The 12,798-nt window shown below is 67.2% G+C and carries 14 protein-coding genes and 1 tRNA gene; 11 read left to right on the top strand and 4 right to left on the bottom strand.

The features are described 5' to 3' along the window. Positions 1-117: 117 nt before the first annotated feature. A complete protein-coding gene (locus N5095_RS09755) occupies positions 118-627 on the top strand; it encodes a hypothetical protein (RefSeq protein ID WP_267622587.1) in 510 nt (169 codons plus the stop codon). A gap of 178 nt (positions 628-805) precedes the next feature. Here N5095_RS09755 and N5095_RS09750 read toward each other — a convergent pair whose 3' ends face one another. Next, positions 806-1,264, bottom strand: a complete 459-nt coding sequence (locus tag N5095_RS09750; protein WP_267622586.1) for an Lrp/AsnC family transcriptional regulator — start codon at positions 1,262-1,264, stop codon at positions 806-808. Between the two features lie 360 nt (positions 1,265-1,624). Here N5095_RS09750 and N5095_RS09745 point away from each other — a divergent pair, with 360 nt between their 5' ends. Both N5095_RS09745 and N5095_RS09740 read left to right on the top strand, forming a co-directional pair. Further along, the gene (locus N5095_RS09745) at positions 1,625-2,689 is read left to right on the top strand and encodes an Mrp/NBP35 family ATP-binding protein (RefSeq protein WP_267622584.1); all 1,065 of its coding nucleotides are present in this window, start codon (positions 1,625-1,627) and stop codon (positions 2,687-2,689) included. Further along, positions 2,686-3,024 (top strand): DUF7976 family protein, encoded by a 339-nt coding sequence (locus tag N5095_RS09740; protein ID WP_267622582.1) that lies wholly within the window; start codon positions 2,686-2,688, stop codon positions 3,022-3,024. The genes N5095_RS09745 and N5095_RS09740 overlap by 4 nt, the downstream gene beginning before the upstream one ends. A 70-nt stretch (positions 3,025-3,094) precedes the next feature. Here the strand turns inward: N5095_RS09740 and N5095_RS09735 are convergent, their stop codons facing one another. Then, the gene (locus N5095_RS09735; RefSeq protein ID WP_267622581.1) at positions 3,095-3,397 is read right to left on the bottom strand and encodes a hypothetical protein; all 303 of its coding nucleotides are present in this window, start codon (positions 3,395-3,397) and stop codon (positions 3,095-3,097) included. Positions 3,398-3,646: 249 nt separating this feature from the next. Between N5095_RS09735 and N5095_RS09730 the strand changes: the two genes are divergently transcribed. Then, positions 3,647-4,282 carry a uracil-DNA glycosylase gene (locus tag N5095_RS09730; protein ID WP_267622580.1) on the top strand — a complete coding sequence of 212 codons (636 nt, stop codon included), beginning with the start codon at positions 3,647-3,649 and terminating at the stop codon, positions 4,280-4,282. Between the two features lie 24 nt (positions 4,283-4,306). Here the strand turns inward: N5095_RS09730 and N5095_RS09725 are convergent, their stop codons facing one another. After that, a complete protein-coding gene (locus N5095_RS09725; protein WP_267622578.1) occupies positions 4,307-4,525 on the bottom strand; it encodes a hypothetical protein in 219 nt (72 codons plus the stop codon). 465 nt (positions 4,526-4,990) lie between these two features. On the opposite strand from N5095_RS09725, the gene N5095_RS09720 reads away from it, so the two are divergent. From N5095_RS09720 to N5095_RS09710, 3 genes are all read left to right on the top strand, one after another. Next, entirely contained in the window at positions 4,991-5,761 is a 771-nt protein-coding gene (locus N5095_RS09720; protein WP_267622577.1) for a hypothetical protein, read from the top strand. A 128-nt stretch (positions 5,762-5,889) separates the two neighbouring features. Next, positions 5,890-6,693, top strand: coding sequence for a ZIP family transporter (locus N5095_RS09715; protein ID WP_267622576.1), 804 nt, complete (start codon positions 5,890-5,892; stop codon positions 6,691-6,693). Between the two features lie 52 nt (positions 6,694-6,745). Then, positions 6,746-6,829, top strand: a tRNA-Ser gene (locus N5095_RS09710). Between the two features lie 481 nt (positions 6,830-7,310). Here N5095_RS09710 and N5095_RS09705 read toward each other — a convergent pair. Beyond that, a complete protein-coding gene (locus tag N5095_RS09705; RefSeq protein WP_308203530.1) occupies positions 7,311-8,105 on the bottom strand; it encodes a DICT sensory domain-containing protein in 795 nt (264 codons plus the stop codon). 114 nt (positions 8,106-8,219) lie between these two features. Here N5095_RS09705 and N5095_RS09700 point away from each other — a divergent pair, with 114 nt between their 5' ends. The 4 genes from N5095_RS09700 (at position 8,220) to N5095_RS09685 (ending at position 12,798) form a co-directional block, all read left to right on the top strand. After that, positions 8,220-9,206 carry an aldo/keto reductase gene (locus tag N5095_RS09700; RefSeq protein WP_267622575.1) on the top strand — a complete coding sequence of 329 codons (987 nt, stop codon included), beginning with the start codon at positions 8,220-8,222 and terminating at the stop codon, positions 9,204-9,206. A gap of 153 nt (positions 9,207-9,359) precedes the next feature. Next, positions 9,360-10,838 (top strand): substrate-binding domain-containing protein, encoded by a 1,479-nt coding sequence (locus N5095_RS09695; protein ID WP_267623027.1) that lies wholly within the window; start codon positions 9,360-9,362, stop codon positions 10,836-10,838. Positions 10,839-10,859: 21 nt separating this feature from the next. Beyond that, a complete protein-coding gene (locus tag N5095_RS09690; protein ID WP_267622574.1) occupies positions 10,860-11,855 on the top strand; it encodes a carbohydrate ABC transporter permease in 996 nt (331 codons plus the stop codon). A 1-nt stretch (position 11,856) separates the two neighbouring features. Next, positions 11,857-12,798 carry a carbohydrate ABC transporter permease gene (locus N5095_RS09685; RefSeq protein ID WP_267622573.1) on the top strand — a complete coding sequence of 314 codons (942 nt, stop codon included), beginning with the start codon at positions 11,857-11,859 and terminating at the stop codon, positions 12,796-12,798.

Genomic DNA, 12,798 nt, shown 5'->3' with positions numbered 1-12,798 from the left:
TTTTATCGTTCCGGTCTCGTGCGTCGGTGTCGGCCACCCCGCGTCCGGGACGCTGTCGACGGCCAGCGCCGCCGTACGTATTGATATCGCCGGCCGGCGTCAGTAGCTCGATCTACGATGACTTCCAGCCGCGTCGGCCTCGGCCTTCTCAACCTCCTCGGCGGACTCCTCACGGCGGGCATCGCCGTGTTCTTCGCACTCGGCGCGTACGTCGTGGCCGTCGGCACCGATGCCATCACCCTCGAATTCGTTCTGTTCGCGGTCGCCCTCCTGACCGGACTGTTCGGATTCGCGTTCGCGTTCGTCCCGGCGGTCGTGGGGTGGCTCGCGCGCGGCGTCTCCGACGCGTTCGTGGCCCGGACCTCGACGGCCGGCCTCGTGTTCGCGGGGCTCAGCGTCTTCGGCGTCGCGCTGGGTGGCCTCACGGCGACAGCAGTCGCCGTCTCGGCGGCCGTCGCCGCCCTCCTCGCGATTCCACTCGCCCTCAACGTGCTGGTCGTCCGCTCGGCGGCCCGCCGGGACGCCGGCGGCGACGACCGCGACGACGATGACGACGACGGCGGCGGCGGCGACCCCCTCGTCGAGTCGGGGACCGGCGCCGAGAACGGCCTCCGGCCCTCGGTGTGAGTCGGACGCGTCCTCCCCGAGCGTCTCCCGCTCCGCCCCCTCGCCCGTCGGCACCGCCCGCCCGGTCCGGGCCTCTCTCTCTCTTCGCCCGTAGCTCCGTTTTAGCCGCGTCTCCCGGCCCGTTCGCGTCTCTCGACTCGTTCTACCGAACCGACCCGACGGTCGGGGTGCCGGCGCGTCACTCGTCTTTGAGCGGCAGTACCGGGTCGTCGTAGTCGGTGCCGAGCACGACCATCGTCTGGGAGCGCGCGAACCCGCCCATCCCGGCGATGCCCTCGAACATCAGTTCGCGGAGCTCGTCGGTGTCGGCCGCGTACACCCGGAGGAGCACGTCCCACTCGCCGGTCGTGAGGTGGACCTCGCGGACGCCCTCTATCTCGCGGAGGCGTTCGAGGGTCTCCTCCTCGTGGCCCTGTTGGACCCGGAGGCCGACGAACGCCGACGTGCCGAGGCCGATTTCGCGAGGGTTCAGCTTGGCGTGGTACCCCTCGATGACACCGGCCTCCTCCAGCCTGCCGACCCGGTCGTGGACGGTCGCGCTCGACATGTCGATGCGACGCGCGATCTCCGAGAAGGGGGTCCGGGCGTCCTCCTGGAGGATGCGGAGGATGGCCCGGTCCGTGTCGTCCAGTTCCATGTGTCGGTGGTTGCTTCCGTGGGTCTTTGGCCTTGCGAATGGCGCGATTTCGCGTGGTCGTTCGTGTGAGTTCGGTTCGTGGGTTGGGTGACGTAGTGGCAAGCTCCCTCGTTCAGCTACGGAAAGACCCGCTACGTCGCCGGCGGCTTCACCGCCGGCTTCCAGCGGGACAGAAGGTCCCACTCTGCTCGCGAAGGCGGCCACGGAGGGCGCGAGCCGCGCCGACGCGACCTCGTGTCGGACGAGGGGGTTGCTGGGCCACCGTCGTCACCAGTTCCCGACGGATACCGGCTTCTGCAGCCACGGGGAATCGGACCCGAGGACACAACCCTTATTCGCCACACACCCGGACCTCGAAGCATGAACGAAGCGGACGTGCGCGAGCGGCTCCGGGCCGTCGAGGACCCCGACCTCGGCGACGACATCGTCTCCCTCGGCCTCGTCAACGCGGTGGAGGTCTCGGAGGACGGCGACACCGTCAGAATCTCCCTCGCCCTCGGTGCCCCGTACTCCCCACACGAGACCACCATCGCGGCCCGCGTGCGCGAGGAACTGGCCGACGAGTTCGCGGAGGTGGACCTCTCGGCGTCCATCCCCTCCGACCTCGGCACCGAGGAGCAGGTGCTGCCGGGCGTGAAGAACGTCATCGCCGTCGCCTCCGGGAAGGGCGGCGTCGGCAAGTCCACCGTCGCGGTGAACCTCGCGGCCGGCCTCTCGGCGCTCGGCGCTCGCGTCGGCCTGTTCGACGCCGACGTGTACGGCCCGAACGTCCCCCGGATGGTCGCCGCCGACGAGGCGCCGAAGGCCACGGCCGACGAGACCATCATCCCGCCGGAGAAGTACGGGGTGAAGCTCATGTCGATGGCCTTCCTCGTCGGCGAGGACGACCCCGTCATCTGGCGCGGTCCGATGGTCCACAAGGTGCTGACCCAACTCACCGAGGACGTGCAGTGGGGCGAACTCGACTACATGGTGCTCGACCTCCCGCCGGGGACGGGCGACACCCAGCTCACGGTCCTCCAGACGCTCCCGCTCACCGGCGCGGTGGTCGTCACGACCCCGCAGGACGTGGCCGTCGACGACGCCCGGAAGGCCCTCCAGATGTTCGGGAAGCACGAGACCAACGTGCTCGGCATCGCCGAGAACATGGCCGGCTTCCGCTGTCCCGACTGCGGGTCGACCCACGACATCTTCGGCACCGGCGGCGGCCGCGCGCTCGCGGACGAGTCGAACATGCCCTACCTCGGCGGCATCCCGCTCGACCCGCAGGTCCGGGCCGGCGGCGACGGCGGGAAGCCGGTCGTCCTCGAAGGGGGCGAAGAGGAGGGTGAGGAGAACGAGACCGCCGACGCCTTCCGCCTGCTCGTCGAGAACGTCGCCAACAACGTCGGCGTCGTCAAGCGCCGCCGGGTGACCGGGCGATGAGCGACGGGGGCGACGACGGTGCCCCGACGGCCGGGGATGGAATCGAGGCGAGTGCCAACTCAGGCGACTCGGCGGAGGACGACGAGGTCGACTGGGAGATGGCACCCGACTCCGAGAGGAGTTTCGAGACCGACCCCGAGACGGTCCGCCTGCTCCGGGACGTCGGCGACGACATCTACGGTGACTCCTCGGAGAGCCGACAGCTGTCGGCCATCGTGTACCGCATCTCGGACCTGTACGACGCGGAGGGCGACACCTCACCCGAGGAGATATATCTGAACGTCCGCCACATCATGAACATCAAAGAACAGGGCGGCCTCCGACCCGACTCGTAGTCCGGGAGCCCCACGCCGGCGCCGCGGGTAGTTCGTTCTCACACGCCCGCCGTCCGGTTCGCCGTCCCTCTCAGCCGACGGGAACGAACCGTCGTCGCGAGAGGCTCTCCTCGTCGAGCAGGTCGAACAGCGTCCGCACCGCCGAATCCTCCTCCTCCAACGTCGTGGCGGCGTCGGCGTTCTCCGGGCGCTCCCAGTGGACGACGTCGAGGTACCCGTCCTCGCCCTTGAACACCTCTCGCGAGACGTAGCCGGGACACTCCTTCATCGCGAGCTGCGTCTGGGCCGAGGCCGCCATGAACGCCTTCTCCTCCACACCGTCACCGAGTCGGTACTCCCGGACTTCGACGACGCCGGTGTCGGGATTGAGCACAGAAGAGGTATACCACCCACCCGAATAGGGATTCACCCTAATCAACCAACTCGGCCGCGTCGCCGACGGCGTGAGGCGCTGAATCGCCGGGGCGACGGGTCGGCGAGCCGTCCTGCCGTCGGATTGGTATCCGCCGGTCGGGTGTCGGCGTACCGCCGAATCGGCGTCCGGTGGCAGAGGTGTCGGCGTGCTTACAAGCACGGTGTCGCCGACCCCGCTCGTTTTTCCGCTCCCGCTCGAAGACCGACTATGGACGCCCACCAGGAGAGCCTCGAGAACCCGTTCAACATGGACGAGGACTGTCGCAACTGCCCGGCACTCTGTGAGACGCGGGAGTCGGTCGTCCACGGGTACGGGGACGTCGGCGGCGAGTTCGTCTTCGTCGGCGAGATGCCGAGCGAGGGGGCCGACGCGGCCGGCGTCCCGTTCGTCGGCGACGCGGACGGCGAGCGTCTCCAGCGGATGCTCGGCGAACTCGGCTTCTCCCGGTCGCCGCCGGACGCGCTCGAACCGGAGCTTCAGAACTGCGTCCTCACCTACCTCTCCCGCTGTCGACACCCCGACCGCGACCCCACCGCCGAGGAACTCGCGAACTGCGAGCCCTACCTCAACGCGGAGCTGCGGATGATAAACCCGGAGATAATCGTCCCCATCGGCCAACGGGCACTGGAGGCCCTGGCCATCGAGTACACGACCCGCGCCCCGGAGTCGTTCGACGTCGAGGCCGAGCACGCGACGACCGTCCGCGGGCGAGGGTTCGAACTCCTCCCGATGCTCGAACTCGACCGGCAGACGGACGCCGACAGCGAGGCGTGGGTCGACCACGTCCGCGAGAACGTGTTCGGTCGGGACTACAGACAGACGAAGGGTCGACGGAGCCGCTGAGCGTTCGACTCCCGCGTGGAGGGGTTACCAGTATACGGTGTCGTCGCGGCCGGCCCCCTGCTGTCCGAGTCGGTAGAGGCCGAAGACGGCCCCGGCGAGGAGCCAGAGGACGAGCAACGTCGGAGTGAAGAATGCCCTGTTCTCGGAGCCGGCGAACCCGGTGAAGAGGGTGAACAGCCCGCCGAGCAGCAGGACTGCGATCGCCGCCACGACCAGGCGCGAGAGGAGGCCTGCGAGGGTCATCGGTGGGACAGACGGCACTGCCGAGGTTAAGTCCCGGGGTCGCTACATAAAAACCCCGTACTGACAGGCAGGGAGGCTACCTGCACGCCGCCTCCCGTTTCGGACGGTCGCGATGCCGGCGGACGCGACCGCAAGCGAAGCGTCGTCTCGGGGTGGTGCGCTCGGGAATCCCAGGAGCCCATCGTCATCGCCCTTGCCGCCGGATTTCGGTCGGCACGTCGTCACCGCCGACCACGTCTCTCTTCGCCGACGGGTTCTCTGTCCGCTTCCTTCCTTCGCCACTCTTCGCTTCCCGTCCCCTCGGGGTCGAATCGACTCGCAGTCCCTCGGTTTCGCCGGTCACCCGTCCCGACCGTTCGCGCCCGTCACCACCGTCGGGCGCTACCGTTCGGACCCGGGTCCGACGGCCGGCGTCGGCTCGACCGGACCAGCGGCTTCAAGGCGGGGCCGACCCCACGTCGGGACATGACCGTCATCGCCGTTCTCGCGTCGCCGCCCCGCCCCGGTCTCGTCCTTCCGGAACTCGCCGCCGACGGACCTCTCACGGAGTCGGAGGCCGCGAAGCTCTACGCCGCGATGCTCCGAGACACCTTCGCGGCCGTCGACAACTCCGGTGGGGACCTGCTAGTGAACTACCGTGCCGACGAGGGCCTCCCCGAGGAGTACGCCGCCGGCGACGACGAGGAGTCCGCCGAGGCCGAACTCCGGGCGCTCGTCGCCGACGAACTCGGCGGAACCGGGGACGCCCGCTTTGAGGTGCAGGTCGGCTCCTCCTTCGCCGCCCGCGCTGGCAACACCGTCACTCACCTCCTGCGCGACGAGTCGGTCGCCTCCGCCGCCGTCGTCCGGGGGACCGCGCCGTTTCTCTTCCGGTCCGTCGTCGACTCCGCGGCGATGAAGCTTCGCCGGAGCCCGGTCGTACTCGGTCCGAGCACGGAGGGGCGGACGTACTACGCCGGGTTCACCGAGCCGATAGACTTCGACGGGGCCTTCGCAGTCCCCGAACTGGAGACCCTGACGACCCGCGCGGCCGACGCCGGCCACGCTGCCGACTTCCTCCAGACCGTCCCGACACTCGAACGACCCGAGGACCTTACGACGGTGCTCCCGTTGCTCGAATCCCGGGTCGCCGCCGAGCGAATCGTCCCGGTCAACACGGCCACGTGCGTGCGGGACCTCGGCCTGCAGGTCGTCGACGGCGACGACGGGCCCGAGGTCGTCCGCGCCGACAACTGAAGGGAGCGAGTGAAACGGGAGACGCGACCGAGGCCGGTACAGGTTAAAACGGACCGGACGTAGGCACGTTCAGCGATGGACGCGCGAACATCGACCGTGAGCCGTTCGCTCGGAGGTGAAGGCGACCGGTGACCGCCGTCGAGTTCCCGCCGGCTCTCTTTCTCGCGGCCGCAGTCGCGCTGGCGCTCGTCCACCTCTTCGCCGGACGGTTGACCGTCCTCGATCGCATCCCGCGGAGCGGGTGGCTCTCCTTCGGCGGCGGAATCTCGGTCGCCTACGTGTTCGTCCACCTGCTCCCGGAGGTCGAAGCGGGCGGCGAACACGTCGCCGAGTGGCTCCCGCTCGCCTTCCTCGAACACCACGTCTACCTCGTGGCGCTCGCCGGGTTCGTCGCGTTCTACGGGTTGGAGCGGATGGCCGTCCGGTCGGGGGGGAGTCGGGGGGACCCCGACGGAGACACCGCCGGCGGTCGCGGCGGACCCGGGGACGAGAGCGAGGGCGACGGGGTCGGAGGGGCCGAGGAGGCCGAGAAGAGCACGGGCGTGTTCTGGATTCACATCGCCTCGTTCACCGTCTACAACTTCCTCATCGGGTACACCCTCCACCACCGAAGCGACGCCGCGTCGCTCGCGCTGTTCACCGTCGCGATGGGGTTGCACTTCGTCGTCAACGACGACAGCCTCCGGGAACACCACCGACACCGCTACCACGAAGTCGGGCGGTGGCTGGTCTCGGTCGCCGTCGTCGCCGGAACGGCCCTCGCGTTCGTCTACCCGCTCGACGACGCGTTGTTCGCGACCGTGCTCGCCTTCCTCGCGGGCGGAATCGTCCTGAACGTCATCAAAGAGGAGATTCCGGAGGAGCGCCAGAGCCGGTTCTCGGCCTTCGCGGTCGGTGCCGCGGCGTACACCGCGGTGTTGTTGCTCGTCTGAACCGAGGGACGACCGGTAGGCATTTGGCCGACCCATCGGTACACGGAGACGCGGTGGGATGGCAGAGTGGCCTATTGCGCCTGCCTTGAAAGCAGGTAGCCTTTCGGCTTCCTGGGTTCAAATCCCAGTCCCACCGTCTCAGCGCCGCTCCGCGGCGAACGAAGTGAGCCGCCAGCGGCGCGTGCGAGGTATCGGCTGGTGATTTGAACCGGAGAGTGTAGCGAGCGCAGCGAGCGGAACGACCGTGGTTCAAATCCCAGTCCCACCGTTTTCGAGGCGCTACGCGACGAGCCGTGCGGGACGGCGACGCCGTCCCGCTGGAGGCCGGCGGGCGAGGCCGACGGCGACGCAGCGAGTCGCCGGCGCCGAATCGAAGGTGCCGCGGGGACTTGAATCAAGGAGCGTCGCGAACGAAGTGAGCAGCGCGACCGTGGTTCAAATCCCAGTCCCACCGGTTCTGCGCGACAGTACGTGGCGAGCGCAGCGAGCCACCCTGCCGTGCTGAGAGGAATGTACTGGCGATTTTAACCCTGCCAGTCGCAGCGCGCGAACGAAGTGAGCGCGACCGTCTGGCTCCGGTTCAAATCCCAGTCCCACCGGCTCGCTCGAAAGACGACTCACAGCCGGCGCGCGACGTACCTGTCGACTCGCTCGACGCGGTCGCGGTCGAAGGTCCACATCCCGTGCCACTCGTTGGGTGCGAGTTCGGTGGCGACGAGCGCGGCGTGGCGGCAGTCCGGCTCCTCGGGGACGTAGACGACGAACCACGAGCGGCGGTACTCCTCGGAGTCGTTCGCGTGTACCGTCGCGTCGACGGACGGCGGGAGGTCGCAGTCGGGGACGCCGTACACGTGAACGTCGAGGTCGGTGGCGCCGAGCTGTGCGTACACCTGTCGGGTCCCGCGCTCGTCCTCGATGCGGGAGAGCCGCTGGAACGCCGAGCGCAGACTTCCCGACCCACCCTCCCACGCGAGCCGTTCGACGTAGCGCGAGAGCAGTATCATGGGGAGCTTCTCCGAGTTCGACGCCGGGTACCCCCTGACGCGGAACGCCGTGTCCCGGAGCGCGGTGAGGACGGCCGGCGGGTCGGTGGCGCCGACGCCGCCGGTTCCGGTGATGTAGCGGTCCGAGTTGACGAGCAGTACCGACCGTTCGAGCGCGTCGAGCGTCGAGGCGGCGACGACGGCATCGTCCCTGAGAAGCAGGACCACGTCGTCGTCGAGGTCGGCGACGGCCGCCTCCCGAACCGACACCGACTGTCCCTCGAACAGGGAGTCGAGCATCCGCTGGATGGGGTCGGGCTCCGTCCGGTTGACCACGACGAGTGTGGGACCACAGCCCTCACCCCCGCCGCCGTCGTCGTCGGCCGCCTCCACCTCGTCGACGAACTGGTTCAACGCCGAGTGTGACACGGGTACACTCCTCGTCGGAATGGTAGGATAATATACCTGTCGTCTGCCGTACTTTTCGGTGTGTACTCTGCCGCCTGACCCACCTTTTTCGGTGGGCCGGGTGAACTCCGGAACATGACCGACATGGAGTACACCAAGCTCGGGAGCACCGGCCTCGACGTCTCCCGGTTCTGTCTCGGGTGTATGAACTTCGGCTCCGGCGCCGAGTGGATGATGAACGACCGCGAGGCGAGCGTGGACCTGATTCGGGAGGCCATCGACGCCGGGGTGAACTTCCTCGACACCGCGAACGTCTACTCTCGGGGCGAGAGCGAGGAGATAGTCGGCGACGCCATCGCGGAGTACGACCGCGACGAGCTCGTCATCGCCTCGAAGGTGTTCGGCCGGATGGGCGACGGGCCGAACCGACAGGGGCTCTCCCGGAAACACATCCTCGACCAGGTGGAGGCGAGCCTCGACCGACTCGGCGTCGACTACCTCGACCTGTACCAGATTCACCGCTGGGACGAGGAGACCGACATCGAGGAGACGCTGTCGGCGCTCTCACACCTGGTCGAGACCGGGAAGGTGCGCTATATCGGCGCGAGCACGATGACGTCCTACCAGTTCACGAAGGCGCTGTACACGAGCGACGTGGCGGACTACGAGCGCTTCGCGTGTATGCAACCCGAGTACAACGCCGTCGACCGCCACGAGGAGGCGAACCTCCTCCCCGTCTGTGCGGGTGAGGGCGTCGGCGTCATCCCCTGGTCGCCGCTCGCGGGCGGGTTTCTCACAGGGAAGTACGACCGCGACGAAGACCCCGAGGAGGGGCTCCGGGCGAGCGGCGACCAGTACACGCGCAACCGGTTCACCGAGGAGAACTGGGCGGTGCTCGACGAGATTCGGTCGATTGCAGAGGCGGAGGACGCGAGTCCCGCACAGGTGTCGCTGGCGTGGCTCCTCTCGAAGGAGGTCGTCGACGCCCCCATCGTCGGCCCGCGCAGTACCGAGCACCTTCGGGAGAACCTCTCCGCGCTGGAGCTCTCACTCGACGACGACCAGGTCGAGCGCATCGAGGCACCCAAGACGCCGCGGTGGCCGGCGCCCGGAAAAGACTGACAGGCGGCCGAGTATTTACTCGAATCTGAAAACTCCTCCTATACTAAGCGGGAAAATCGGCAGACGGAATCGGTGTCGGAAATGAAAACACTCGAAAGAAATAACAGATTTTGTCATTAGTTATAAATAATCATGCCCCGTGGTCACAAAGTGATGGACGGAGGTGATTCAGCGGACGGACGGCAGCGAACCGTCTCGAGACGGCGTTTCGTCGAGGCTGCTGGCGCGACGGGCGTCACAGCGGGGCTGGCGGGCTGTACAAGCCTGCACCCCCTCGCGCTCACGGAAGACGAGACGTCGAGACGGACGATTCGTTGGGCAGCAGACTCGCGTGCGGCGGACAACGCCGACGCGCTTCGCCAAGCAATGTGGGACGCTGGCCTGCCACAGGACATCTACGTAGAGATCGTGGCAGGGGCGACCCAGACGGGCGCTCGCCAGTCGCAGTACCAACGTTGGCTGTCGGCCGACTTAGAGGAGCCCGACATGCTACTGATGGACAGCGGGTGGGCGTTGACGTTCATCCAACGCGACCAGCTCCTCAATCTCGACGACAACCTGCCGAGCTCGCTCACGAACCGCATCAAGAACGAGTACTTCGAGGCCAGCGTCAACACGGCCACCGGCGAGGACGGCAGCCTGTACGCCATGCCGCTGTTCCCGGACTTCCCGACCATGCAGTACCGGAAGGACCTCGTGCGGGAGGCCGGGTACGACCCGGACGGGAACAACTGGGCGACGGAGACGATGGACTGGCAGCGGTTCTCCGAGGTCACGGCCGACGTGATGGAACAGACCGACACGGACATGGGGTTCACCTTCCAGGCGGACAACTACGAGGGGCTCTCGTGTTGTGACTTCAACGAGTTCATGACCTCCTTCGGGGGCGCCTACTTCGGCAACCCGGAGGAGTACCTGTTCGGACCCATCGGCGACCGCCCAGTCACGGTCGACGAAGACCCAGTCGTTCAGGCGACGCAGTTGATGCGGACGTTCATCAACGGCCCCGACGCCCCGGACACGCTCGACGGGTACGCGGGCCCCATCTCCCCACAGGGGGTGCTCGGGTGGGCCGAGGAGCCCTCCCGTCGCCCGTTCACGTCCGGGGACGCGGTCATGCACCGGAACTGGCCGTACTCCATCGTCATCAACGGCGCCGAAGACGTGTTCGGCGAGGACCTCGGCGTGATGCCCATCCCGTACGGCGTCACCGCCGACGAGGCGCAGTACCCGATGACGGGTGGCCCGGTCGCCGCCCTCGGGGGTTGGCACATGACCATCAACCCCAACTCGGAGAAGATCGACATGGCCATCCAGGTCTTCGAAGCGATGGCACAGCAGAGCTTCAAGCTCAGCCTCTTCGAGACCATCGGCTGGATTCCGCCGGAGCCGTCACTGCTCGACACACAGGAGGCGCGGGACGTCCCCATCGTCGGGCGATACATCGACGCGCTCAAGGTCGCCGGGCAGAACGCGATTCCCCGGCCCGCGACGGCCGTCTGGCCGCTGGAGTCGACGAAGATTGCACAGCGGGTCCACGCGGCGCTCACCGGTCAAGAGACCTCCCAGGAGGCACTGGGGACGCTCAAGAGCGAGCTGGAGCAGATCGAACAGTTCAACGCCGTCGACTGATTTCGAAGGAGAACCACACATATGTCTACAGAACAATCGACGGAACAGACTCGAAGCCGAGGCGGGTCCGGAGCGTTCTCCGGAGCCACTCGGTGGGTAGAGAACCTCAACGACACCCAGTTCGCGTACCTGCTGTTGACGCCGACGTTGCTGCTGCTGGGCGTCATCTCCATCTGGCCGCTCCTGAGCACGTTCATCATGTCGTTCCAGGCGGACAGCATCCGCGGGGCGGCGCAGATCGGCGAGTTCGTCGGACTGGAGAACTACATCGGCGTCCTCTCCGGAGCGTACAACACGGTCGTGCTTCCACAGCCGTTCTTCGACCTGAGTTCGCCGTTCACGAGCGCCCTCATCGTGACGTTCATCTTCGTCGTCATCAGCGTCTCCTTCGAGACGCTCATCGGCTTCGGACAGGCGCTCGTGCTGGACCAGGACTTCCGGGGTCGACGCTGGGTCCGAGTGGCCATCATCCTGCCGTGGGCCATCCCGCTGGTCATCCAGGGGCTCATCTTCTACCTGCTGTTCCAGCCCGGTATCAGCTTCCTCCCGGACATGCTGTACAACCTGTTCGGCGGGCTGGGCTGGTCCCAGACGCCGTTGGTGAGCAGTTCGAACGCGCTGCTCATCGTCATCCTCGCCGACATCTGGAAGACGTCGGCGTTCATGGCGCTGCTCATCCTCGCCGGGCTCCAGAGCGTCGACCGGAGCCTCTACGACGTGGCGAAGGTCGCCGGCGCCTCGAAGTGGCAGTCGTTCAAGCTGATCACGTTCCCGCTCGTGCTTCCCACCGTCCTGGTCGCGATGCTGTTCCGCACCATCCAGGCGGCGCGCGTGTACGGGCTCATCGAGACGATGGCGAGCTGTACCACCGTCCCGTCGCTGTCCTGTCTCGTGGTCTCGACGTTCAGCGTCCGGCGCTACGGCACCGCCGCGGCCATCGCGTTCATCACGGCCGCCATCATCGCCGTCATCGTCAGCGTGTACATCATCAAGTTCCGCGACGAGGGAGGTGTCTGAGATGGCGAGTGAAGGAGGGACGGCGACGAGGTCCAGCGACTCCGACTCCCAGGGCGGCTACGAGGGCTGGGTGCAGTCCTCGATTCAGAACCCCGACCGGGCGTACCGGGCGGCGTTCTACGTCGTGATGATATTCTTCCTCGTCACGACGCTGTTCCCGCTGTACTGGCTGTTCATCCTCGCGGTAACGCCGAACAACATGATCAGTAACATGGGCCTCCTGCCGAAGGGGTTCAACCCGGGCGCGTTCGTCGAGGTGTTCACGACGCTCCCCTTCCACTGGTACATGTTCAACAGCTTCATCCTGGCGCTGATCACGACGGTCATCGTCCTGATTCTCGCCAGTCTCGCCGGCTACGTGTTCGGTCGGTTCGACTTCAAGGGACGAGGAGCGTTGATGCTACTCATCCTCGCCATCTCGTACTTCCCGCCGGCGGCGTTCCTGCTGCCGCTGTTCCGGCTGTTCACCGGGAACATCGAGATTCTCGGCCTCAGTAGCCCGATGCTGTACAACACGCCGGGAGCGCTGTTCCTCCCGTTCAGCGCGCTGTCGTTGCCGCTGGCCATCTTCATCCTCACCACGTTCTACGCCCAGATTCCGGACGGGCTCGAGGACGCGGCGCGGGTCGAAGGGACCACGCGGCTCGGCGCGCTGTTCAGGGTCATCGTTCCGCTGTCGGCGCCGGGCGTGGCGACGGCGGCGGTGCTGACGTTCATCTGGGTGTACAACGAGTTCTTCTTCTCGTTCCTCATGGTGGACGGGCAGGCCAAGAACTGGGCGCCGATCGTCTGGGGCATCCTGGGGTACCAGGGCCAGTACTCGGCGTCGTACAACCTGATGGCGGCCGCGGGTCTGATCGGGGTGCTCCCCATCGCGATCCTGGTCGTCATCGCACAGGAGAAGATCGTGAGCGGACTGACTGCGGGCGCACTCAAGGAGTAA

It is taken from the genome of Halobium salinum (assembly GCF_026586625.1).
GTDB lineage: Archaea > Halobacteriota > Halobacteria > Halobacteriales > Haloferacaceae > Halobium > Halobium salinum.
Note: the sequence above shows the minus strand (reverse complement) of the source record. Positions and strands in the feature narration are given on the sequence as shown.

What these genes read in the sequence shown, in the direction of transcription:
- N5095_RS09755 (WP_267622587.1), top strand. Translation starts at nt 118, where the DNA reads ATGACTTCCAGCCGCGTCGGCCTCGGCCTTCTCAACCTCCTCGGCGGA.
- N5095_RS09750 (WP_267622586.1), bottom strand. Translation starts at nt 1,264, where the DNA reads ATGGAACTGGACGACACGGACCGGGCCATCCTCCGCATCCTCCAGGAG.
- N5095_RS09745 (WP_267622584.1), top strand. Translation starts at nt 1,625, where the DNA reads ATGAACGAAGCGGACGTGCGCGAGCGGCTCCGGGCCGTCGAGGACCCC.
- N5095_RS09740 (WP_267622582.1), top strand. Translation starts at nt 2,686, where the DNA reads ATGAGCGACGGGGGCGACGACGGTGCCCCGACGGCCGGGGATGGAATC.
- N5095_RS09730 (WP_267622580.1), top strand. Translation starts at nt 3,647, where the DNA reads ATGGACGCCCACCAGGAGAGCCTCGAGAACCCGTTCAACATGGACGAG.
- N5095_RS09725 (WP_267622578.1), bottom strand. Translation starts at nt 4,525, where the DNA reads ATGACCCTCGCAGGCCTCCTCTCGCGCCTGGTCGTGGCGGCGATCGCA.
- N5095_RS09720 (WP_267622577.1), top strand. Translation starts at nt 4,991, where the DNA reads ATGACCGTCATCGCCGTTCTCGCGTCGCCGCCCCGCCCCGGTCTCGTC.
- N5095_RS09700 (WP_267622575.1), top strand. Translation starts at nt 8,220, where the DNA reads ATGACCGACATGGAGTACACCAAGCTCGGGAGCACCGGCCTCGACGTC.
- N5095_RS09695 (WP_267623027.1), top strand. Translation starts at nt 9,360, where the DNA reads ATGGACGGAGGTGATTCAGCGGACGGACGGCAGCGAACCGTCTCGAGA.
- N5095_RS09690 (WP_267622574.1), top strand. Translation starts at nt 10,860, where the DNA reads ATGTCTACAGAACAATCGACGGAACAGACTCGAAGCCGAGGCGGGTCC.
- N5095_RS09685 (WP_267622573.1), top strand. Translation starts at nt 11,857, where the DNA reads ATGGCGAGTGAAGGAGGGACGGCGACGAGGTCCAGCGACTCCGACTCC.